Annotated in this window: 25 protein-coding genes and 1 pseudogene; 9 read left to right on the forward strand and 17 right to left on the reverse strand. The window is 71.4% G+C overall.

Annotated features, from left to right (window positions below; translation table 11 throughout):
- Window positions 1–15 precede the first annotated feature (15 nt).
- The gene (locus J7E91_RS25115) at window positions 16–723 is read right to left on the reverse strand and encodes an ANTAR domain-containing response regulator (protein WP_214908524.1); all 708 of its coding nucleotides are present in this window, start codon (window positions 721–723) and stop codon (window positions 16–18) included.
- Between the two features lie 75 nt (window positions 724–798).
- Here J7E91_RS25115 and J7E91_RS25120 point away from each other — a divergent pair, with 75 nt between their 5' ends.
- Entirely contained in the window at window positions 799–2,025 is a 1,227-nt protein-coding gene (locus tag J7E91_RS25120; RefSeq protein ID WP_214908526.1) for a PAS domain-containing protein, read from the forward strand.
- On the opposite strand, the gene J7E91_RS25125 is transcribed toward J7E91_RS25120, so the two are convergent.
- Entirely contained in the window at window positions 1,973–2,767 is a 795-nt protein-coding gene (locus tag J7E91_RS25125; RefSeq protein ID WP_214908527.1) for an RNA polymerase sigma factor SigF, read from the reverse strand. The two genes, J7E91_RS25120 and J7E91_RS25125, sit on opposite strands and share 53 nt — an antisense overlap.
- 270 nt (window positions 2,768–3,037) lie before the next feature.
- Between J7E91_RS25125 and J7E91_RS25130 the strand changes: the two genes are divergently transcribed.
- A complete protein-coding gene (locus J7E91_RS25130; RefSeq protein WP_214908528.1) occupies window positions 3,038–4,843 on the forward strand; it encodes a thiamine pyrophosphate-requiring protein in 1,806 nt (601 codons plus the stop codon).
- A 28-nt stretch (window positions 4,844–4,871) separates the two neighbouring features.
- On the opposite strand, the gene J7E91_RS25135 is transcribed toward J7E91_RS25130, so the two are convergent.
- Window positions 4,872–5,048, reverse strand: coding sequence for a hypothetical protein (locus tag J7E91_RS25135; RefSeq protein ID WP_214908781.1), 177 nt, complete (start codon window positions 5,046–5,048; stop codon window positions 4,872–4,874).
- A 325-nt stretch (window positions 5,049–5,373) separates the two neighbouring features.
- On the opposite strand from J7E91_RS25135, the gene J7E91_RS25140 reads away from it, so the two are divergent.
- Complete coding sequence (locus J7E91_RS25140; RefSeq protein ID WP_214908529.1) at window positions 5,374–5,811, forward strand: CBS domain-containing protein; 438 nt, start codon at window positions 5,374–5,376, stop codon at window positions 5,809–5,811.
- A 78-nt stretch (window positions 5,812–5,889) separates the two neighbouring features.
- Complete coding sequence (locus J7E91_RS25145) at window positions 5,890–6,435, forward strand: type 1 glutamine amidotransferase domain-containing protein (protein ID WP_214908530.1); 546 nt, start codon at window positions 5,890–5,892, stop codon at window positions 6,433–6,435.
- Window positions 6,436–6,508: 73 nt separating this feature from the next.
- Here J7E91_RS25145 and J7E91_RS25150 read toward each other — a convergent pair whose 3' ends face one another.
- Complete coding sequence (locus J7E91_RS25150; protein WP_374224778.1) at window positions 6,509–7,114, reverse strand: TIGR03086 family metal-binding protein; 606 nt, start codon at window positions 7,112–7,114, stop codon at window positions 6,509–6,511.
- Window positions 7,115–7,169: 55 nt separating this feature from the next.
- On the opposite strand from J7E91_RS25150, the gene J7E91_RS25155 reads away from it, so the two are divergent.
- Together J7E91_RS25155 and J7E91_RS25160 are read left to right on the forward strand one after the other, a co-directional pair.
- Window positions 7,170–8,318, forward strand: coding sequence for a Vms1/Ankzf1 family peptidyl-tRNA hydrolase (locus tag J7E91_RS25155; RefSeq protein ID WP_214908535.1), 1,149 nt, complete (start codon window positions 7,170–7,172; stop codon window positions 8,316–8,318).
- 80 nt (window positions 8,319–8,398) lie between these two features.
- Entirely contained in the window at window positions 8,399–9,919 is a 1,521-nt protein-coding gene (locus tag J7E91_RS25160) for a bifunctional phosphatase PAP2/diacylglycerol kinase family protein (protein ID WP_214908536.1), read from the forward strand.
- Here J7E91_RS25160 and J7E91_RS25165 read toward each other — a convergent pair.
- Window positions 9,891–10,901: a cation diffusion facilitator family transporter gene (locus tag J7E91_RS25165; RefSeq protein WP_374224779.1), complete on the reverse strand. Its 1,011-nt coding sequence runs from the start codon at window positions 10,899–10,901 to the stop codon at window positions 9,891–9,893. The genes J7E91_RS25160 and J7E91_RS25165 overlap by 29 nt on opposite strands.
- A 23-nt stretch (window positions 10,902–10,924) precedes the next feature.
- Here J7E91_RS25165 and J7E91_RS25170 point away from each other — a divergent pair, with 23 nt between their 5' ends.
- A complete protein-coding gene (locus J7E91_RS25170; protein WP_028813010.1) occupies window positions 10,925–11,095 on the forward strand; it encodes a hypothetical protein in 171 nt (56 codons plus the stop codon).
- A gap of 48 nt (window positions 11,096–11,143) precedes the next feature.
- Here J7E91_RS25170 and J7E91_RS25175 read toward each other — a convergent pair whose 3' ends face one another.
- From J7E91_RS25175 to J7E91_RS25225, 11 genes and pseudogenes are all read right to left on the reverse strand, one after another.
- Complete coding sequence (locus tag J7E91_RS25175; RefSeq protein ID WP_028813009.1) at window positions 11,144–11,443, reverse strand: gas vesicle protein K; 300 nt, start codon at window positions 11,441–11,443, stop codon at window positions 11,144–11,146.
- On the reverse strand, window positions 11,440–11,658 hold the full coding sequence (locus tag J7E91_RS25180; protein WP_214908537.1) for a gas vesicle protein: 219 nt from the start codon (window positions 11,656–11,658) through the stop codon (window positions 11,440–11,442). The genes J7E91_RS25175 and J7E91_RS25180 overlap by 4 nt, the downstream gene beginning before the upstream one ends.
- Complete coding sequence (locus J7E91_RS25185; protein ID WP_214908538.1) at window positions 11,655–12,455, reverse strand: GvpL/GvpF family gas vesicle protein; 801 nt, start codon at window positions 12,453–12,455, stop codon at window positions 11,655–11,657. The genes J7E91_RS25180 and J7E91_RS25185 overlap by 4 nt, the downstream gene beginning before the upstream one ends.
- The gene (locus J7E91_RS25190; RefSeq protein WP_214908539.1) at window positions 12,452–12,790 is read right to left on the reverse strand and encodes a gas vesicle protein; all 339 of its coding nucleotides are present in this window, start codon (window positions 12,788–12,790) and stop codon (window positions 12,452–12,454) included. Before J7E91_RS25190 ends, J7E91_RS25185 begins: the two co-directional genes overlap by 4 nt.
- 67 nt (window positions 12,791–12,857) lie before the next feature.
- Window positions 12,858–13,094, reverse strand: coding sequence for a gas vesicle protein GvpG (locus J7E91_RS25195; protein WP_214908540.1), 237 nt, complete (start codon window positions 13,092–13,094; stop codon window positions 12,858–12,860).
- Window positions 13,095–13,101: 7 nt separating this feature from the next.
- Window positions 13,102–13,818: a GvpL/GvpF family gas vesicle protein gene (locus J7E91_RS25200; protein WP_214908542.1), complete on the reverse strand. Its 717-nt coding sequence runs from the start codon at window positions 13,816–13,818 to the stop codon at window positions 13,102–13,104.
- Window positions 13,815–14,246 (reverse strand): gas vesicle structural protein GvpA, encoded by a 432-nt coding sequence (locus tag J7E91_RS25205; RefSeq protein WP_028813003.1) that lies wholly within the window; start codon window positions 14,244–14,246, stop codon window positions 13,815–13,817. The genes J7E91_RS25200 and J7E91_RS25205 overlap by 4 nt, the downstream gene beginning before the upstream one ends.
- 36 nt (window positions 14,247–14,282) lie before the next feature.
- Window positions 14,283–14,693: a gas vesicle protein gene (gene gvpO, locus J7E91_RS25210; RefSeq protein ID WP_214908544.1), complete on the reverse strand. Its 411-nt coding sequence runs from the start codon at window positions 14,691–14,693 to the stop codon at window positions 14,283–14,285.
- Between the two features lie 83 nt (window positions 14,694–14,776).
- A pseudogene (locus J7E91_RS25215) lies at window positions 14,777–15,584 on the reverse strand (DNA polymerase domain-containing protein).
- 145 nt (window positions 15,585–15,729) lie between these two features.
- On the reverse strand, window positions 15,730–17,592 hold the full coding sequence (locus tag J7E91_RS25220; RefSeq protein ID WP_214908547.1) for a transketolase: 1,863 nt from the start codon (window positions 17,590–17,592) through the stop codon (window positions 15,730–15,732).
- A gap of 27 nt (window positions 17,593–17,619) precedes the next feature.
- Window positions 17,620–18,972: an NAD(P)/FAD-dependent oxidoreductase gene (locus J7E91_RS25225; RefSeq protein WP_308377052.1), complete on the reverse strand. Its 1,353-nt coding sequence runs from the start codon at window positions 18,970–18,972 to the stop codon at window positions 17,620–17,622.
- Between the two features lie 145 nt (window positions 18,973–19,117).
- Here J7E91_RS25225 and J7E91_RS25230 point away from each other — a divergent pair, with 145 nt between their 5' ends.
- Window positions 19,118–20,080, forward strand: coding sequence for a TIGR03557 family F420-dependent LLM class oxidoreductase (locus J7E91_RS25230; RefSeq protein WP_214908551.1), 963 nt, complete (start codon window positions 19,118–19,120; stop codon window positions 20,078–20,080).
- A gap of 41 nt (window positions 20,081–20,121) precedes the next feature.
- Here the strand turns inward: J7E91_RS25230 and J7E91_RS25235 are convergent, their stop codons facing one another.
- Complete coding sequence (locus J7E91_RS25235; RefSeq protein ID WP_251016228.1) at window positions 20,122–20,538, reverse strand: phage holin family protein; 417 nt, start codon at window positions 20,536–20,538, stop codon at window positions 20,122–20,124.
- A gap of 137 nt (window positions 20,539–20,675) precedes the next feature.
- Here J7E91_RS25235 and J7E91_RS25240 point away from each other — a divergent pair, with 137 nt between their 5' ends.
- Window positions 20,676–21,485, forward strand: a complete 810-nt coding sequence (locus J7E91_RS25240) for a methyltransferase domain-containing protein (protein ID WP_214908553.1) — start codon at window positions 20,676–20,678, stop codon at window positions 21,483–21,485.
- Window positions 21,486–21,538 lie beyond the last annotated feature (53 nt).

Genomic DNA, 21,538 nt, shown 5'->3' on the forward strand with positions numbered 1-21,538 from the left:
CACGGGTCAGTACAACTAGGGCTGCTGCGTGAGCCGGGCCAGGGTGCTTTCCAGGCCGCTCCCCTTGCCGTCGACGACCGCCTCCGCGACCTCCGCCAGCTTGCGGTTCGACCGCTGCGAGATCTGCCGCAGCACCGCGAACGCCTCACCGCTGTCGCAGCACAGCACATGCATCACGATGCCGCAGGCCTGGTCGATGACGGTGCGCGAGCGCAGCGCCGTCTCCAGCTGGTCCACCTCGGCCAGGGCCTGGCGATAGCGCCGGTCACGGACCAGACCGGCGGTCACCTGCTCGCCGAGGACGCCCACCGGGCCGTACGCCGCGCGCTCCAGGGTGCCGGGGCGGAAACTGTAGAGGCTGACGGTGACCTCGATGCCGGTCCGGCAGAAGGGAATGGTCACACTGGCCCGTACGCCGGAATCGAGCGCCAGGGCCCGGTACTCGGGCCACCGCTCCTCATACAGCAGGTCTTGCGCGTCCACGGGCTCGCCGCGGTCGATCGCGGTCGGGATCGGCCCGTCCCCCACGGCCAGCTGGAGGGAGGCGAGTGCGGCCAGATCCGGGTGGGTCGCCGTGGCGCGCCGCTCCGTGCCGCCGTCGGCTATCGTCGCCACGGCGCCGCAGCTGGCGGGGGCGCAGCGTGCGGACTGTTCGGCCAGCTCGGAGAGCCTGCGCACCGCGGATTCAGGCTCCGGTCCATGGACTTCCTGCTCGGGATGCATGGTGGCGTCCTCCCTTCCTTGTGCGGCTTCCCACCACCCGGTCCGCCAAACGGCTGGACCCGTTAGCTTTCTCGTATGACGCAGACGGACGACTTCGGCGCGGAACTGGCAGATTTCGTCAGACGGGTCGGCGAGTTGAGGGCAGCGCGTGCCCTGCCGCCCGACGAGCACCTCGCCGTCCTCGACGCGGCTCTCTTCGAACTCCGGCACGTGGCCGACACCTTGTGGCCCCGTTACGAGCAACTGAAGGCAGCCGCCCCCAACGCCTCCTCCCCCGACCGGCAGGAGCGACAGGAGCGGCAGTTGCTCAAGGCCCTGTTCCAGCGGCTGCCGATGCCGGTCGCCCTGGTGGACAGGGACACCGTCGTACGGCGGATGAACTTCGCCGCGACGGGACTCACCGGCGTACGCGCCGGGTACGCGACCGGGCGCCCGCTGGCGGCGCTCCTGAGCCCCGGTGACCGGGGCGCGTTCCGGTCACAGGCCGCGGCCGTGGCGCGCGGTGAGGGCGACCGGAGCCTGTTCGTCCATCTCCAGCAGCGGCCGGACGAGCGGCTGCTGGTCAGCCTCACCGCGCTGCGCCCGCCGGACGAGCCGCATCCGGCGGTGCTCGTCGTCTTCCAGACCGGGGTTTCCGCCGGCGCGGCTGCGCCCGACGGAAAGCCGCGGTCCGCGGGCGCCGTCGCGGCGGGCCGGCGGCGCCCCGCGCTGCCGGATCTCGCCGAGACGACCCGGCACACGGAGCTCCTGGACCTGGTCGACGCGATGACGACGGAGCTGCTGTCCGTCGTGCCCGGGGACCAGGAAGCCGCCCTGGGAGGCGCGGCCCGGGTGCTGCACGAACGTTTCTCCGACTGGGTGATCGCCGACACCGTCGCCGGAAAGCCCCTCAAGCGCACGCTCGTGCTCGGCCCCGGTGGTCCGGGTGACGAGGCGCTCGTACAGGTACTGGCCGGGCAGGACCCGGCCGGCTGCCCGCTGGTGACGGAGGCCGCCCGCGGCGGCTCCGCGACGCTCCAGGTGCGGCCGGAGGACACGGAAGGCTTTGGTCACGACCCGGCGGGGGATCCGGTGCTCGTCCGGGCGGACGTCACCTCACTGCTGTGCGTGCCGCTGACGGCGCCGGGCGACGGCGGGACCACCGGACCCGTACAGGGAGTGCTCACCCTGTTCCGTACGGGCGCCCGCAGGGCGTTCTCCATGGCGGAGGGCCAGGTCATGGACCTGATGTCGCGCCACGCGGCGCTCGCTATGCGGCGTCCCGCAGAGCCTCGTCGCGCAGGCGGGTACAGCAGCGGCTGATCAGCCGGGAGACGTGCATCTGGGAGAGCCCGAGGTCCTCGGCGATGCTGCTCTGCGTCATGTCGCGGAAGAAGCGCATGTAGAGGATCTTCTTCTCGCGCTCGGGGAGCCTGTTCAGGGCCGGCTTGACGGCCTCGCGGTCGACGACGACGTCGAGTGCGCCGTCGGGGCCGCCGAGGGCGTCGCTGAGTGAGTACCCGTCGCCCGTACCCGGCAGCTGGGCGTCGAGGGACAGCGCGGTGAAGGAGTCGAGCGCCTCAAGGCCGGTGAGGGCCTCCTCCTCCGTCATGCCGGCCTTCTCGGCGATCTCCGCGACGGTGGGGGCATGGCCCGAGACGGTGGCGGACAGCTCCTGGCTGGCGGCGCGGACGCGGTTGCGGAGGTCCTGGACGCGACGCGGCACGTGGAGGGTCCACATGTGGTCGCGGAAGTGGCGCTTGATCTCGCCGGTGATGGTCGGCACGGCGTAGCTCTCGAAGGCCGAACCGTGGTCCGGGTCGTACCGGTCGACTGCCTTGACCAGGCCGAGCGCGGCCACCTGGCGCAGGTCCTCGATGGCCTCGCCGCGGTTGCGGAACCGGCCCGCGAGCCGGTCGGCCATCGGCAGCCAGGCGTTCACGATCTCCTGGCGCAGCACGTCCCGCTCCTCGCCCTCGGGCATGGCACACAGGCGTCGGAAGGCCTCGGTGGTGTCGGGGGCGTCGTGGTGCGGGTGTGTCCTGCGGACTGTGGTGGTACGCATCTTCGTTGCAACTCCCTGAACGGTGCAGACGTCGGACGGTTATCACCGCGGGGAGGGTTTGCCGGGGCTCCAGGGACGTGACACGCCCGGAGCGCAAGACTGCCGCTCCCACGGACGTGCCTCCGGTCCGAAGCACATGGAGCACGTGCCCCCGCTCATGGACCCCAAACGGGTCGGGTTTCGCGGGCGGCCGGTTTCCATCACCGCCTGCCTGGTACTCGGCAGAGTGCTGCCTTTGTCCACCCGCACCGCCCCGTAGGAGGCCCTCATATGAGCACCGACGTCGCCGACCGGATCCTGTCGCGCCTGCGCGAGTGGGGAGTCGAGTGTGTCTTCGGCTATCCGGGTGACGGCATCAACGGCCTGCTGGCGGCCTGGGGACGCGCCGACGACCAGCCGCGTTTCATCCAGTCCCGGCACGAGGAGATGTCCGCGTTCGAAGCGGTCGGGTACGCGAAGTTCGGCAACCGGCTCGGTGTGTGCGCCGCGACGTCCGGTCCCGGCGCGATCCACCTCCTCAACGGCCTGTACGACGCCAAGCTCGACCATGTGCCGGTGCTGGCCATCGTCGGGCAGACCGCGCGCAGCGCGATGGGCGGCTCGTACCAGCAGGAGGTCGATCTGCACTCGCTGTTCAAGGACGTCGCCTCCGACTTCGTCGAGACGGTGACCGTGCCGGAGCAGCTGCCGAACGTACTGGACCGGGCGATCCGTACGGCGTACGCCCGGCGCTGTCCCACCGCCGTCATCGTGCCGGCGGACGTCCAGGAGCTGGAGTACACGCCGCCGCCGCACGCCTTCAAGATGGTCCCCTCCAGCCTGGACCGCAGCAGCTGGACCGCGATGCCCTCGCCGGACGCGCTGCGGCGGGCGGCCGACGTCCTCAACGCCGGCGACAAGGTGGCGATCCTGGCGGGCCAGGGTGCGGCGGGGGCGCGCGCGGAGGTCCAGGAGATCGCGGAACTGCTGGGGGCGGGCGTCGCGAAGGCGCTGCTCGGCAAGGACGTGCTGTCCGACGAGCTGCCGTACGTCACGGGCTCCATCGGGCTGCTCGGCACCCGTCCGTCGTACGAGATGATGCGGGACTGCGACACGCTGCTGACCATCGGCTCCAGCTTCCCGTACTCGCAGTTCCTGCCCGAGTTCGGCAAGGCGCGGGCCGTGCAGATCGACATCGATCCGCACATGATCGGGATGCGCTATCCGTACGAGGTGAACCTCGTCGGCGACGCGCGGGCGACGCTGCGCGAGCTGATCCCGCTGCTGCGGCGCAACGAAGCGCGGGACTGGTTCGACGAGATCTGCGCGGGCGTCGAGCGGTGGACGGAGATCATGGAGCGGCGGGCCGCCCTGTCCGCCGACCCGGTCAATCCGGAGTACGTGGCGGCGGCCCTGTCACCGCTGCTGCCGGACCACGCGATGGTGACGGCGGACTCGGGGTCGGCGACCAACTGGTACGCGCGCCATGTGCGGCTGCGCGGCGACATGCGGGCGACGCTTTCGGGGACGCTGGCCACGATGGGGTGCGGTGTGCCGTACGCGATCGGGGCGAAGTTCGCGCATCCGAACCGTCCCGCGATCGCGCTCGTCGGTGACGGGGCGATGCAGATGAACGGCATGGCGGAGCTGATCTCGGTCGCGAAGTACCGGCACCTGTGGGAGGACCCGCGGCTGGTGGTCGCCGTCTGGAACAACCGGGACCTGAACCAGGTGACCTGGGAGCTGCGGGCGATGGGCGGCGCCCCGTCGTTCCTCCCGTCGCAGTCCATCCCCGATGTGTCGTACGCGGAATTCGCGCGGTCGATCGGCCTCACCGGGATCCGGGTGGAGAAGCCGGAGCAGGTGGAGAGCGCGTGGCGGACCGCGCTGGAGGCGCAGGGGCCGGTGGTACTGGACTTCGTCACCGACCCGTCGGTGCCGCCGATCCCGCCCCACGCGACGTGGGACCAGATCGAGGCCACGGCCTCGGCGCTGCTGAAGGGCGACGCGGAAGGGGCCGCGGTGATGAAGCAGGGCCTGAAGTCGAAGCTCCAGGAGTTCCTGCCGGGCAGCCCCAGGCCGGGCGCGGACGACTGAGAACTCCGCCGCCTCCGGCCCTGGAACCTCATTCGCCGGACGGGCTCACCACCGGGCCTGTCCGGCGATGGCGATGGCGATTGCCCTTCGCCTCTGTCGCTGCCGCTGTCGGCAGGATGAATTCCTCGTAGCGGCCGAGCGCGATGATCACGCCCAGCATGAAAACCGGAATGAATACTGGGATCAGCACGGCTAAACCCACCATGGCCCTGTCCTTCCTTGGGACGGCCTTGTTGCCGGGTCACCAGCACGGCGGTGCGCAAACCCCCTGGAAGCAACGGTTTCGGGCAGGGGAACGCTCCGGGCGCGTCCCGCACCGCCGCCGTTCGAAGCGGTGCGGGACGCGCCCGGAGACTCATCCCTTTTCCCAAGTGGCCGCTCAGCCGCGCACCGAGTCCCCCGCGCGAGGGGGCTCAAACACCACTGGTCGGCGAATGTTTGCCGCCCGCGCCACGGGTACCCGCGCCGTAGCCGACAGCGCGAGCGAAGACGTGAATGAAGACGCGAGTGAAGAGATGAGGCGGACAGCCATGGCTCAGTTCGTGAGGGAAGTCATGACGGCAGGTGTCGCAGCCGTACGGCCCGATGCCTCGCTCGTCGAAGCGGCGCAGCTGATGCGCGCGCAGGACATCGGTGATGTGCTGGTGGCGCGGGACAACCAGCTGATCGGTGTGCTCACCGACCGGGACATCGCGTTGCGCGCGGTCGCGGACGGCGTCGATCCCCTCACAGTCAGCGCCCAGTCCGTATGCACCCCGGCGCCGGTGTGCGTCGGACCGGACGACGAGGTGTCGACGGCCGTCACCCTGATGCGCCAGCACGCCATAAGGCGGCTTCCCGTCGTCGAGGACGGCCTGCCTCTCGGTGTGGTCAGCATCGGCGATCTCGCGGAGTTCCAGGACCCGCAGTCTGCGCTCGCCGACATCAGCCGGGCAGCGCCCAGCGCGGGCCCCGGCACCGGCGCCTGAGGCACCGGCGGCACGGCACAGACAGCACGGCATGAGACAGCACAACAGCACGGAACGCAGTTCCAGGGAAGGAGCACGATGCGGATCGCGTTTCTCGTGGCGCCGGAAGGCGTCGAGCAGGTCGAACTCACCGAGCCCTGGCAGGCGGTGACCGACACGGGTGACACACCCCGGCTGATCTCCACGAAGCCGGGCAGGATCCAGGCGTTCAAGCACCTCGACAAGGCGGACACCTTCCCCGTCGACCAAATGGTCGGCGACGCGTCCGTCGACGAGTACGGCGGCCTGGTGCTTCCCGGTGGCGTCGCCAACCCGGACTTCCTGCGCATGGACGAGAAGGCCGTGGCGTTCGTACGCGCCTTCTTCGACGCGGGCAAGCCGGTCGCGTCCATCTGCCACGGCCCCTGGACGCTCGTCGAGGCGGACGTCGTACGCGGCAGGACCCTGACCTCGTGGCCCAGTCTCTGTACCGACATCCGCAACGCGGGCGGCACCTGGGTCGACGAACAGGTGAAGGTCTGTGACGCGACCCCCGCCACCCTGATCACCAGCCGCAAGCCGGGCGACCTCAAGGCGTTCTGCGCCGCCTTCACCGAGGAGTTCGCCCGGGCGGCCAAGCCCTAGCCCCCCAGCCCCAGCCCTGGCCCGACCCCGGCGGGTCCGGGCCGGGGCGGGGCCCGGTGGCATGGCGCGGGCGTCAGACGCGGCGCCCCAGCAGCGAGAGCAGCTTGGTCTGTACGTCGGCCCCGGGGGGCGGCTCCACCGGAGCGGCGAACAGACCGCTCTTCTCCAGCTCGGCGGAGTACGGCCCCACTTCACGCACCGCGAAGTTCACCAGGTCGTCGGGCAGCCGCTCGTCCGCGCCGATCGCCCGCGCCAGGTCCCAGGCGTGCACCACCAGGTCGGCCACCATCTGCGAGCAGTACGCCGAGCACGGGGTCTCCCCGTACGAGAGCTGCACGGTCCGCTCCAGCGCCCCCGGCTCCGTGAACGCCTCGCGTGCGCCCGCCGCCGCCCGGTCCCAGACGGCCACCGGGTCGTCGCCCAGCGCGTCGCCGTCGGGGTCGAAGCCGAAAGCGCCGTCGGCGCCCTCCTCGGTCGTGCGCTGCTCCGTCACCAGCGGGGGCACCCACAGCTGTTCCACCGTCAGGTGGTTCACGAGATCGCGCACCGACCAGTCGGTGCAGGGGGTCGGTGCCTGCCACTGGTCCTCGCGTACCGCGTGCACGTGACCGCCGAAGAGGGCGAGCGCTTCGCTGTGGCGCGTGAGGAGCGGATTCAGGTTCGAGTCCATAGTGTTCATGGTTCACCTTCGGGTACCCGGCGTGCACGTCCTACCAGACATCCCGGAGGGAGAAATGGACCTCTCATTCCTCACCCCACTGTACGAACGTCCCGGCCCGTGGGCTTCCGTCTACGCCGACACGTCGACCGTCGACGAGGCCACACCGGAACGGCGCGAGCTCCACGCCCGCCAGGCCTGCCGCGACCTGCTGGAGCAGGGCGCGGACGAGGCGACGGGGTACGCGGTGTACGACGCCCTGGCCTCGTACACCCACGGCTCGGCGCCCGCGGGCCGCGCCGTCTTCGCGCGGGGCGGCGCGGTGGTGCTGGACCCGGCGCTGGCGGCCCGCCCGCCGGCCCCTGTGACGAGCTGGTCCGTGCTGCCGCGGGTCGGTCCGCTGCTCGGTCTCGCGGGTGAGGAGCCGGTGTGCCTGGTCGCGTACATCGACTGCAAGGGCGCCGACTTCGAGTTGCGCACCACCCTCGGCAGCCGTCCCGCCGGACAGATCCACGGCGAGGACTGGCCGGTGCACCGCACCGCGAGCGACGACTGGTCCGAGCGCCACTTCCAGCGGAGTGTCGAGAACACGTGGGAGCGGAACGCCCGCGACACCGCCGGGGCGCTGAGTGCCTGTCAGGAGGAGAGCCGGGCGGGTCTGGTGGTCCTGGCGGGCGACGAGCGCGAGCGTCGCGCCGTACACGACGCCCTTCCGCAACGGCTTCAGCCGCTGACCGTCGAGACGGACCACGGGGGCCGGTCGGCCGGGGCGGACTCCCGGCTGCTGGACGAGGACGTGGAACGCGCCCGGCAGGAGCACGCGCGCCGGCGGGCCGCCGCCGAGCTGGAGCGCTTCCGGTCGGCACGCAACCCGTCGGCGGACGGCGGGATCGTCGTCGCGGCCGAAGGGGTGCCGGCGCTCGTGGACGCGGCGCGCGAACACCGGATCTCGGAACTGCTGGTGGACCCCGCCGGGCCGGACGCCGGCCGTGAGGTGTGGGTGGGCGGCGAGCCCCACCAGTTGGCGGTACGCCGCACGGACGCGCGCTACCTCAGTGAGGGCGAGCCGCACACCGCCCGCGCCGACGACGCGCTGCTGCGCTCGGCGGCCATGACCGGCGCCGAGGCGATCAGGGTCCCGCCCTCCGACCACACCGCCCCGGACGCCGGGCCGGCGGGCGGCCTCGGGGCACTGCTGCGGTGGGCGCGGCCGGACGGGACGTAACGGCGGGGGCGTAGCCGGGCCGGAGGGCCCGGCGGGCGTGGCGTTGATTCGGAAGGCTTCGCGCCGGGTACTCGCGTGCCATGTCTTCTGCGTATTCAGCACGCGCGCATGTCCCGCCCCGGGCGCCGGGGCGGATCGCCGCCTGGCTGAGCGCCCGTGACCGGGCGCTCTTCCATGGCGTGGCCACCCATCACTGGCCGGGCGCCGACCGCGTCCTGCCGCGTCTCAGCCATGGGGCGAACCACGGTCTGCTGTGGTTCGGTACGGCCGCCGGGATAGCGGCCATCGGCGGCAGCACCCGCGCCCGCCGGGCCGCCCTGCGCGGGGCCGCCTCGCTCGCACTGGCCTCACTGACCGTCAATACCGTGGGGAAGCGTTCGGTACGCCGGGTGCGGCCCGTCCTGGACGCGGTGCCGCTGATCCGGCAGCTCAAGCGCCAGCCGATCACGACCTCCTTCCCCTCCGGCCATTCGGCCTCCGCCGCCGCCTTCGCCACCGGTGTCGCGCTGGAGTCCAAGGGGTGGGGGGCGGTCGTGGCGCCGGTCGCGGCATCGGTGGCCTTCTCCCGCATCTATACCGGCGCGCACTATCCGAGCGATGTACTGGCAGGCGCGGCGCTGGGCATCGGAGCGGCGTTCGCGGTGCGCGGACTCGTACCCACGCGGGCGCAGATCCCGGCACCGGGGAGGCCGTACACCGAAGCGCCCGCTCTGCCCGACGGCCAGGGCCTGATCGTCGTCGCCAACAAGCGGTCCGGTTCCTCGGCCGCAAAGGCGGCGATGGTGCGGGACGCCCTGCCACGGGCCGAGGTCGTCGAGTGCGAGCCCGACGAGCTGTCGGCCGAGCTGGAGAAGGCCGCGCAGCAGGGCCGGGCGCTCGGAATCTGCGGCGGGGACGGCACGGTGAACGAGGCCGCGGTCATCGCCGCCCGTCATCAGGTACCGCTCGCCGTGTTCCCCGGCGGCACGCTCAATCATTTCGCGTACGACCTGGGCATCGAGGAAGTCGACGACACCTGCCGGGCCCTGGCGTCCGGTGACGCGGTCAAGGTGGACCTGGGCCGGTTCACGCCGGGGCCGGGGCCCGGCGGGGAGCCGGGCTATTTCCTCAACACCTTCAGCCTGGGCGTCTATCCCGAACTCGTACGGATCAGGGAACACTGGGCCCCGCGCATCGGCGGCTGGCCCGCCGGCGTGCTGGCGGCGGCCGAAGTGCTGCGCGCCGAGCGGCCGCTGGAGGCGAACATCGGGGAACACAAGGGCCGCCACCGCAAGTTGTGGATGCTGTTCGCCGGCAACGGCATGTACCAGCGCTTCGGCCCGACCCCCGGCCGGCGGCACAACCTGGCCGACGGGCTGCTTGACGTACGCGTGGTGCACGGTGGGCGGCTGCCCGGCCTGCGGCTGCTGGCCGCGGCGCTCGCCGGGCCGCTGAGCCGCTCTCCCGTGCACGCGGCCCAGCGGCTGCGCCGGGTGTGGATCTCTGGCCTGGCGCCGGGCACGCTGCTCGCCTACGACGGCGAAGTGGCCGAGGCTCCGCAGGAGTTCGTCATCGACAAGGCCGACGAGGCGCTCACCGTATACCGTCCGCTTCCTTTGTAGCGGCCTGGGAAGGCACTTCGGAAGGGCCGTCGGAAGGGGCCTCCGTGACATCGAGGAAGACCTGGTCGGCTCGCGGCCAGGTCTTCCTCACGGAACGCTTGATGCGTACGCAGACGAGTTCCACCTCCTCGCTGTCCAGGCCCGGCATCAGGTCGACGCGGGCCGCCACCAGGAGCGATTCGAGCCCGAGCTGCATCGTCAGCAGCTCGGCGACGTTGTCGATCTCCGGCTGGGCCTCGATGAGCGCGCGGATGTCCGCGCGCAGTTCGGGGTCGGCGGCCTCTCCGACGAGCTGGGCCCTGGCGTCCCGGCCGAGCCGGTAGGCGACGTACACGAGCAGCAGGCCGATGGAGAAGGACGCGACGACTTCGTACACGACGTTCCCGGTCACCATGTGGAGTCCCATGCCGGCCGCTGCGAGGAGCACGCCGACGACGGCGGTGCCGTCCTCCGCGACAACTGTGCGCAGGGCGGGGTCCTTGCCCAGCCCGGCCCCCGGCTGGCGCCGCGCCTGGTAGAGGGCGCGGACCAGGGACGCGCCCTCGGCGAGCAGGGCGACGCCGAGGACGGCGAGCCCGGCGACGTAACCGGTGTGCGACTCCTTGCCGGTGGCTCCGCCGAGGGCTTGGAAGCCCTGGAAGAAGGAGAAGCAGCCGCCCATGACGAAGATGCCGACGGCGGCGAGCAGCGCCCAGAAGTAGCGCTCCTTGCCGTATCCGAAGGGGTGCTTCCGGTCGGCCGGCCGACGGCTGCGGCGCAGGGACGCGAGCAGGAAGACCTCGTTGACGCTGTCCGCGACGGAGTGCGCGGCCTCGGAGAGCAGGGCGGGCGATCCCGATGCGAGTCCGCCGACTGTTTTCGCGGCGGCGATGACGAGATTGGCGGCAAGTGCCACCAGGACGGTAATCCGGGTCTTGCGGTCGGACTTTCCGGTCACATCGGCTCTCAGTGTAGGCAGTGTATAAGGACGTAATGCGGGCACTCGGAGATCAGGAGGTACACACAATGGTTCCTATTCTTCTGGTTCTTCTTCTCGCACTGATTCTCTTCGGTGCCGGTTTCGCGGTGAAGGTGCTCTGGTACGTCGCCATCGCGGTCCTGGTCATCTGGCTCCTCGGGTTCCTGATGCGAAGCACTTCGGCCTCGGGAGGCAGGTCGCGTTGGTACCGGTGGTAGGAGAGGCGAGATGAGCGGGGCGGCGGCCTTCGGGCCGCCGCCCCTTTTCTATTCACCTTTGGGCAGCAGCGGTCCCAGGGGCCCCAGGTCGATGTTGAGGTCTTCGGGTTCGAGACCGAACCGGGTGCGCAGGACGTCCATCCGGTCCTCCAGGAGCATCAGTGTCATACCGATCCGCTCCTCCTGCTCCTCGCTGAGATCCCCGGTCTCCACGCGGCGCAGCGCCTGGCGTTCCATCAGCTGGCGCAGCAGCTCCACGACCGTCAGGACGAGCTTGACGAGGTCGCGTTCGACGGTGTCGGCGTCAAGCTCAACACGGCGGCGCCCTTCGGTGGTTTCGGTGGTCACAGGGACTCCTCCTCCTCGAACGGGGACGGCACGTTGACGTTGACGGAGCTGATGAGGGCGTTGAGGTCGACCCGTACGAGGTCGACGTCGGCGATACGGAGGGTCAGGTCGCCCGTGATCACGACGCCGCCGGCCAGCAGCCGGTCCAGCAGGTCCACGAGGGCGAGCTGGCGCTGGGCGAGGGGGCCCGCGCCGGTGGTCTGCTGCGCCGTCATCGGGCTGCCCCTGCCTCTTCCTGCCCTGCGAAGGAGTACGGGGCCCAGGGGCCGGTGAGTTCCACCCGTACGCCCCGGTCCTCCGGCGCGAGTCGGCGGACCTCCGCCACGAACTCCTCGCTGTGCTCCCGTGGCACCAGATACGCCGCGTTGAGGACGTTCTGTCCCCGCGCCTCGGAAAGCCGGGAGTCCTGTGGGCGGTGCAGGGCGGCGGCTTGTGCGCGCTGGGAGAGTTCCGCGTGGAGCGTGCGCGACAGGGCGTCGGCGCGCTCCCAGACGCTCTCGCGCGCCTGGCGCATGCTGAGGCGTCGGCGCAGGTAGTCCCGGCCGGACGCGGGGGCGGCGGCCGGCGCCGCCTGCGGCGCCCCGGACGGCTCGGGCTGAGGGCTCGGGTCCGGCTCGGGATCGGCGTACACCTTGACGCCCCACTCGACCCGTCCGTCCAGCCGCTCCAGCGTCTGTACGAACCGGTCGTGGCCCGCGTCGAGCAGCCTGCGTACGCCGCTGTCGTCCCGGCACACCGTGGCCAGGCGCAGCGGCACCGGGCAGGTGACGGTGGTCATGGCGCCGATGACGGCCTCGTGGACGCGGGCCGTGGCGGTGAGCCAGTCCAGGTTCTCCAGGTGCTCCTTGAGCGGCGCCTCGGCGAAGTCCTCGGCAGGTACCGGGCTGACCACGGCGACGAGGTCGCCGTGATGCAGCAGCCGGGGCGGCTCACCGTCGAGGCCGCACACGCCCTCGGGGAGGACACCGTCGAAGGGCCGGGTGACCGCGTACACGTAGCGCAGTTCGTTCATGCCTCGTCGTCCTTGCGCTCTGCGAGTGCGGGCGCCGCCTCCAGGTCGGCGATGCGCCGCTGCAACCGCTCGTTCTCCTCGGCGAGTTCACGGCGACGGGCGCCGGTGGAGAGGGACGGGTCGTCCTCCCACCAGTCGATGCCCATTTCCTTCGCCTTGTCGACAGAGGCGACGACGAGGCGCAGTTTGATGGTGAGAAGTTCGATGTCGAGGAGATTGATCTTGATGTCTCCCGCGATGACGACACCCTTGTCCAGTACGCGCTCAAGAATGTCGGCGAGATTCGCGCTTCCATTGGAGGCGTACGCGTCGGGAAGTCTGTTCGGCGTCGTCATCGGCGGCCCCGGATTCCGCTTTCCGCGGTGACGGCGCCCTTTGCGGGGTCATCGGCCGGCCTGTCGTTCATGTCGTGGGGTTCCTCTTCTCCAGCCGGTCCAGGAGTTCGTCCTCACGGCGGTCGAATTCGGCCTCGTCGATCTCTCCGGCCTCCAATTGGCGCTCCAAGGCAGCGAGTTCGCGCTGGATGGCCGACGGGTCGTAGTACTGCCGTTCCGCCTCCGTGACCACCTGCCGCAGCACCCATGAGGTGCCGCGGACAGGGGCCAGCGGCAGGAGAAGCAGCTCTCCCAGGAGACCCATCGTCCCGTCACTCCACGAAGCTGTAGGGCGGCAGCGGGCCGTTCACCTGGAGCACGAGATGGGGGTGCTCCTTGCGCAGGGCGTCCACCGCCTCCACGAAGTCCGCTGTGCGGTCGCGGTCGACGAGGAAGGAGACATTCGCCAGCCAGCCGCTGCTCTCGGGCCCCGGACTGACGGCTCCCGCCGCCCCCTCCAGAGCCTGGCGCACCAGTTCGCCGTCGCGCTGTTCGCGCTGCTGCACCGCCGCCACGACACGTTCACCGAGCCGCAGCTTCTGCTCGTACGTGCCTCCGCCGGCCGCCTGGTTGGCTTCGCTGAGCGCCCGCAGCTCGGCGTCGTCCGCGAGGACCTGGTGGAGGACGGCCTCCTCGTCGTGCGAGGCCTTCACGTTGTACTCGACCTTCTTGTCGAGCGCGTCGAGCCGCTCCAGGTAGTGCTTCTCGCGTTCGGCGAGCACCGTGCGTACCGACTCGTCGTCGGTCGACAGGCTCCCGAAGCGCATCGGCAGCACGGCGCCCACCGCGCCGGCCTCCGCGAGCACGGTCTGGTGGGCCAGCAGATCGCGCCGCTTGGGCCGCAAATCCTGGGGCGCGTCGCTCACCAGGGCGGTCAGCTCGCCGGTCCTGAGGGCGCGTACGGGCATCGGCGGGTCACCGACCCCGTTCGTCGGCTGGGGCAGTTCCGGGTGGTCGCCGCGTGCGATGCCGTAGACGTACGTACTCACTCCTGCTCCTCCTTCCGGCGGGACGTGGTGCTGCGCCGGGCGCGCGGCTTGGACTCGGACTGCTCGTCACCGCCGCCGCGGACCTGCTGGAACGCGTCCGAGATGGTCTCGGCGGCGCCGGACAGCGCACCCTTGGACTTGCCCTTGGCGCCGGACTCGGTGACCTCGCCGACGATCTCGGGGAGGCCGGGGCTCTTGTTGGCGCCGGTTTCGAGGTCGAGGCGGTTACAGGCCTCCGCGAAGCGCAGGTACGTGTCGACGCTCGCCACCACGACCCGGATGTCGATCTTGAGGATCTCGATGCCGACCAGGGAGACACGGACGAATGCGTCGATGACGAGCCCCCGGTCGAGGACGAGCTCCAGGACGTCGTAGAGGCCGCTGGTACCGCCGCCGCCTCCACCTTGCTGTGCCGGGACTACGGTCATGCCGACCGGCCCTCCTTAGTGTGGGAGTCTGGGAGTTTATGAACGGTCTGCCCTGCCGCGCTCGTAGCGGCGGACGCGCCGGTAGCCGGTGAGCGCCCCGTAGGCGTCGAGGGTGACTTCGTACGACGCGAGAAGGCTCATCGTGTCGGGGACCCGGGCCAGTTCGAGCACCTCGATCCGCAACATCCAGCCGTCGTCCTCCATGCGTTCGAAGGACGAGACCGATTCGGCCTCCATGCCGGTGAGCTCCGCCAGTTGTGCCCGCGCTCCGCGCAGCACATCCATCGGGCCCGGCAGACTTTCCGTCTTGTTGCTCTGTGTCTTGTTGCTCTGTGTCTTGTTGCTCTGTGTCTTGTTGCTCTGTGTCTTGCTCGGTGAACTCTGGTCGTTCTTCGGCTTGTTCTCGGATGCTTCGGACGTATCTGACTTTCCGGATGTATTTGCCATTGCAGCCTCCGACATCGGGTAACCCGTGGCGTCGGGTCCAAACTCCCGACGCCCGAATGTCGTTCGAAACCGTGCGGGTTCGGTCAGCGCAGGGCGCGCAGGCGCCTGCGCGCCGGGCCCAGCGCGCGGCCCCTGGAGGAGACGCCCGCCCAGGGGTTCGCGCGGGCCTGTTCCAGTACGCCGTCGGGGTCCGTCAACGACCAGCTCCGGGCGGTGAGTTCCTTGTCGTCGAGCTGCTCCCAGGAGAGGGGCGCGGCGACCGGGGCGCCTTCCTCGGGGCGGAGCGACCAGGGGGCGACGGCCGTCTGGGCGTAGGCGTTGCGCCCGGTGTCCAGGAAGAGCCGGTCGCCGCGGGCGTCCTTGCGTACGGCCGTGGTCAGTTCGTCCGGGTGGCGCGCGGCGAGTGTCTCCGCGTAGCTGGTCGAGGAGTTCACCGAGCCGGTGCGCCGCCTCCCGTACCGCCGGGAAGTCGTCACCGGGCGGGTCGAGGTCGAAGACCAGCCGGTCGGGCCAGTCGACGCGGTCGGCCCGGGAGAGCCAGCGGTGGAGCGTGAGGCACGCCTGGTCGGCCAGGAAGACGAGGGTGGCGCTGTTGTCGCACACGGTGTGCGTGACGGTGCCGCCCTCCTTGGGGACCCGCACCCGGCGTACCCAGTCGGGGTAGTGCTCGGGGGTGTCCTTCTGCATGAAGCGCGGGCCTTCGGTGCCGTCGGGCCGGCGTTCCAGCATCAGGGGCCGGTCGCGCAACTGGGGCACCATGAACGCCGCCACCCGCCGGTAGTAGCCGACGACATCGGCTTTGGTGAGGCCGCAGTCGGGGAAGAGGACCTTGTCCGGGCGGTGGACAGTCACCGTGCGGTGCCCGGCCCTGACGGTCGTGGTGTCGCTCATCGTCTCTCTCCTGGGCTCTCTCGGCGTCGTACGCACTGCGACCGCCACCAGCACGACAAGCGGGCCCGCTCCCGGCGGGCCCGCACGGCGCGGGGAGGGTGGCGGGATGTTCAGGGCATCCCGCCACCCACTCCCCGCCGCGCTCTCACCGTACGATCACCTTCTCCGCCAGCAGCTTCACGGCGGCCGCGATCGAGTCGGCGTCGATCCCCGAGGCGCTCAGCTGTTCCTGCTCCGTGGCCGAGCCGGGCATGTTCCCCACGGCCAGGCGGACCAGTCGCGGCACGGGCCGTCCGTCGGAGAACACCTCGGCGACCGCGTCGCCCAGGCCGCCCTGCGGGTGGTGGTCCTCCACCGTCACCAGGCAGCCGGTGCGTTCCGCCGCCTCCTGCACGGCGCGCTCGTCGACGGGCTTGACCGAGTACAGGTCGACGACCCTCACCGGCACGCCGTCCTGCGCCAGCAGGTCCGCGGCGCGCAGCGCCTCATGGACCGTCACGCCCGCTGCGAGCAGGGTCAGTTGGTCGTCGTCGCCGGAGCGCAGCAGCTTGCTGCCGCCGACGGGGAACTCCTCGTCGGGCCCGTAGATGACGGGGGTGGCGCCCCGGCTGGTGCGCAGGTAGCGCACGCCGCGGCTCTGCGCTTCGCCCTCCGCCATCGCGGCGACGAGCTTGGCGGTCTGGTTGGCGTCGCAGGGGTACAGGACGGTGCTGCCGTGTACGGCGCGGAAGAGCGCGAGGTCTTCGAGTCCCATCTGGGAGGGGCCGTCCTCACCGATGGCGACTCCGGCGTGCGACCCGACCAGGTTGATGCCGGCCCTGCTGACCGCCGCCATGCGTACGAAGTCGTGCGCGCGGGTCAGGAACGCGGCGAAGGTCGAGGCGTACGGGACGTAACCGCGTGTCTGCATCCCGACCGCCGCCGCGACCAGTTGCTGTTCGGCGATGTAGCACTCGAAGAACCGGTCCGGGTGCTCCTTGGCGAAGAACTGCGACCGGGTCGAGTCGCTCACCTCGCCGTCGAGGGCCACGATGTCGCCGCGCGCGGCCCCGAGCGCGGCGAGCGCCTCTCCGTAGGCGTTGCGGGTGGCGACCTCGTCGCCCTTCTCGTAGCCCGGCAGCTTCAGCTTGCCGTTACGGGCGGCGAGCAGAGCGGAGATGCGCGCGGCGGCCGGCTTTCCCACCTCCACGTGGGCGAACCGGGGGCCGCCGAGCTCCTCGATCGCGCTCCCGGCGTCCTTCAGCGGCTTGCCGTGCATGCCTTCCTTGTCCTCCACGGCGGCGACACCGCGCCCCTTGCGGGTGCGCGCGATGACCGCGGTGGGCCGGCCCGTGGTCGAGCGCGCCTCGTTGAAGGCGGTGTCGACGGCCTCGACGTCGTGGCCGTCGACCTCGATGGTGTGCCAGCCGAAAGCGTGCAGCCGGCGGCTGTAGGCCCCCAGGTCCCACTCCTGGCGGGTGGGGCCGCGCTGTCCGAGCCGGTTGACGTCGATGACCAGGGTGAGGTTGTCGAGGTGCTCGTGGGCCGCGTGCTCGACGGCCTCCCACACCGATCCCTCGGCCATCTCGCTGTCACCGCTGAGCACCCACACGCGGTACGGGACCCGGTCCAGCCGCTTGCCCGCGAGCGCCACTCCGACGCCGACCGGCAGGCCCTGCCCGAGCGAGCCCGTCGCCACGTCCACCCAGGGGAGCCTGGGCGTGGGGTGCCCTTCGAGGCGGCTGCCGCGCCGCCGGTAGGTGAGGAGTTCCTCGTCGTCGATGGCGCCGGCCGCCCGGTACATGGCGTACAGCAGCGGGGACGCGTGGCCCTTCGAGAGGATCAGCCGGTCGTTGCCGGGATGGTCGGGGCGGCCGAAGTCGTAGCGCAGGTGCCCGCCGAGGAGTACGGCCGCCAGGTCCGCCGCCGACATCGACGACGTCGGATGGCCCGACTGCGCGGCGTCGGCGGCCCGTACCGCGTCCACCCTCAGCTGCTGCCCGAGCTGGATGAGCTGTTCGCTGTCCATGTCACTCCCTGTGGTCACTCCTTGTGGTCATCGGTCGGGTTCACTTTGCTGCGCCCGGCCGCGCGGTCCGGGGACCCTGGCCAGTTCCGGTGACGACGTGTCGAGCGGGACGGACCAGGACCGTACGAGCCCCAGCTGCACGGCCTGACGCGGCAGTACGGCGTCGAGCACCCAGTCGGCGGCGACCCGCACCCGGTTGCCGGGCATGGCGGCGAGGTGGTAGCCGCGCGTGACCGCGCCCGCGACGGGGCCGGACAGGGGCACGCCGAGCGGGTTGGCGGCGGCCTTGACCCCGCCGAGGTCCACGACGAACCCCAGGTCGTTGTGCTTGTACCGCTGCCGCTCCCCGTGCCCGAGGGAGGCGGCGACATTGCGGCCCGCCACCTTTCCCTGCCGGGCGGCGTGCTGGGCGGTCATCGGCGTGAACTCCCCCGGCCTGGTGAGGTCGGGCACGGCCGCCGCGTCACCGCAGGCGAAGACCTCCGGATGGCCGGGCACTTCGAGCGTCGGCTCGACGAGCAGCCGCCCGCGCTCGACGGGCAGGCCGACCTCGGAGACCAGCGGATCGGGGCGTACGCCGACGCACCAGACCAGCGTCTTCGTGTCGACGAACTCCCCGTCGTCGAGCAGGACCCCTTCGCGGGTGGCCTCCTTGACGGAGGTCTCCGTCCGTACGTCGACTCCGCGCCCCCGCAGCACCTTGTCGGCCGTCCGTGACAGGCGCCGGTCCAGCTCGGGCAGGACGCGCGGCGCGATGTCGAGGAGCAGCCAGCGCGGCTTGTGCCCGGCGTGCCGCCAGGCGCGCTGCTTGCGGACGAGGGCGTCGGTGAACATCTGGCCCTGGGCGGCGACCTCGGTCCCGGTGTAGCCGGCGCCGACGACGACGAAGGTGCAGCGCGCGGCGCACTCGTCCGGGTCGCCGGCGGCGGCGGCCAGTTCGATCTGGCGGGTCACGTGGTCGCGCAGGTAGAGGGCCTCGGGCAGGCCGCGGAAACCATGGGCGTGCTCGGCGACGCCGGGAACCGGCAGCAGCTTGTTGACGCTGCCGACGGCGAGCACGAGCCGGTCGTACTCCAGCTCACCCCTGTCGTCCTCGGGCCCGGTGTAGTGCACGCGCCGGGCCGCCAGGTCGATGTGGTCCGCCTCGCCGAGGACCAGCCGTACGCGCGGAAGCGTCGCGGGCAGCGACACCGTGACGCGGCGCGGTTCGAGGATGCCGGCGGCGACCTGTGGCAGGAGGGGGAGGTAGAGGAAGTAGTCGGTGGGGTTGAGGAGGACGATCTCGGCGTTGTCCCTGAGCTGCCGGGAGAGGGTCTTCGCGGCCTGGTGGCCGGCGAAACCCGCTCCGACGATGACGATGCGGGGACGGTTACGGGTCACTGCGTTCACCTCGTAGGCGGGGCGGTTGCGGTGGACCTTCCCGGTGCCCCTGTCCCCGGGGTGCAAACACGGGGTGGCGCGGGTTTCCCGGCGAACGCGCGGGTTACCCGCCGCACAGCAACCGCTCGCCCGGGAGGCGCCCCTCATGACCGAGTACGGATACTTCCTGTCGACCGAGGAGTTCGGCCCCGCCGACCTTGTCGAACAGGCGCGGATGGCCGAGCAGGCCGGCTTCCAGGCGCTGTGGATCTCCGACCACTACCACCCGTGGAACGAGGAACAGGGGCAGAGCCCCTTCGTCTGGTCGGTGATCGGCGCCCTGTCTGAGGCAGTCTCGCTGCCGGTGCAGACGGCGGTCACCTGCCCGACCGTACGCATCCACCCGGCCGTGGTGGCTCAGGCGGCGGCCACGGCGGCCGTACAGCTCGGCGACGGCAGGTTCCGGCTGGGCGTGGGCACCGGTGAGGCGCTCAACGAGCACATCCTGGGCGGCGCGTGGCCGAGCACGCGGGTGCGGCTGGAGATGCTGGAGGAGGCCGTACAGCTCATCCGCAGCCTCTTCGACGGCAACGAGGTCAGCCACGAGGGCAAGCACTACACGGTGGAGAACGCGCGGCTGTACACCGTGCCGGACGAGCATGTCCCGATCGACATCTCCGCGTTCGGCGCCAAGGCCATGTCGCTGGCCTCACGGATCGGCGACGGCCTGATCACCATGGCTCCCGAGGAGGAGCCGGTGACCCGCTTCCGCACGGGAGGCGGCGGCCGCAAGCCGGTGAGCGGCGGGACGAAGGTCTGTTACGGACCGGACCGCGACGAGGCGGTACGCACGGTCCACCGCCTGTGGCCGAACGCCCAGCTGCCCGGCGAGCTCGGCCAAGTCCTGCCGGCACCACGCCACTTCGAGCAGGCCTCGACCCTGGTCACCGAGGACATGGTCGCCTCGAACGTGGTCTGCGGCGACGACACCGACGCGCACGTGCGCGGACTGCTGGCGTACGCCGACGCCGGGTTCGACCGGGCGTACGTGAACCAGATCGGCCCCGACCAGCGCGGGTTCTTCGACTTCTACCGCACCAAGGTGCTGCCGCAGGTACTGGGGACATGACGCGCCCCCCCCTCCCGCAACCGCACGTCTCCGCCCGGGAGTCAGGCGGGGCGCCGAGGCGCGTCGGGGTCGCCGGATGCCGGGGCGGCCGGGGGCGCCGGCGGGACGGGCGGGGTGCCGAAGGGTGTGCCGCTCGGCGGGACGACGGGCGGCACGGCGGGGGCGCCGAGCTCGGCGTCGTGGGTACCGCTGCCGGGGCGGCCCGCCTGCTGCTTGAGCACGACGGCCAGCCCGGTCAGCAGGATTCCGGCGACGAGTGCGGCCGCCCACGCGGGCAGGGCGATGTCCAGCACGAGTACGAGGAAGGCGGCGACCGCCGCGCCTCCGTACAGCGCGGCGGCCGCGGCGGCGGTGTAGAGGCGCGCGGTGCGGCGTTGCTTCCTGGTCTGTTCGCGCAGTCCGTCCTTGAGGGTCTCGCGGACGACCCGTGCGATCTGTTCCGACAGGTTCGTATCCATGGCGTGCGAGTACCCGCCTCCGGCACGCATAGGCGTCTCGCATACCGAGATCTCCGTCTCACATACCGGCATGGCGGCGTACCGTACGGCGTACCGCTTCCACCACTCGGACGCATGACGAAGAAGGAGTACGGGCCATGCCGGCGGAGACAGCCGTCTACACCCACGGACACCACGAGTCGGTGCTGCGCTCGCACAGTTGGCGTACCGCCGCCAACTCCGCGGCGTACCTCCTGGGCGAACTGCGGCCGGGGCTGGACGTCCTGGACGTGGGCTGCGGCCCCGGCACCATCACGGCGGACCTGGCCGCACTCGTCGGCCCCGGCCGGGTGACGGCGGTCGACGCGGAGCGGGACGTGCTCGGGCGGGCGCGTGAGGTCGCGGCGGAACGCGGCCTGGGCAATGTGGAGTTCGCGGTGGCCGATGTCCACGCGCTCGACTTTCCCGACGACTCGTTCGACGTCGTCCACGCGCATCAGGTACTCCAGCACGTCGGCGATCCGGTGCGGGCGCTGCGGGAGATGCGCCGCGTGTGCCGTCCGGGTGGGCTCGTCGCGGCGCGCGACAGTGACTACGCCGCCATGACGTGGTTCCCGGAGGTGCCGCTGCTGGACGACTGGCAGCAGTTGTACGGCCGGGTGGCCCGCGCGAACGGCGGCGAACCGGACGCGGGCCGCAGGCTCCTGTCCTGGGCGCGCCGGGCCGGCTTCACCGACGTGCGGGCGTCGGCGGCGACGTGGTGTTTCGCGACGCCGGAGGAGCGGGCGTGGTGGAGCGGTCTGTGGGCGGACCGCACGACGGCGTCCGGGTACGCCGAACTGGCGGTGGCCGGCGGCCACGCGACGCGGGACGACCTGGCGGCGATCGCCGGGGCGTGGCGGGAGTGGGGCGGCCGGGAGGACGCGTGGTTCATGGTGCCGCACGGGGAGGTGCTGTGCCGCGCGTGAGCCGGTCGCCCAGACTGCGCGCCCATGACCCTGCGGGGCTTTTCCCCACCCCG

It is taken from the genome of Streptomyces sp. ISL-99 (genome assembly GCF_018614005.1).
GTDB lineage: Bacteria > Actinomycetota > Actinomycetes > Streptomycetales > Streptomycetaceae > Streptomyces > Streptomyces flavidovirens.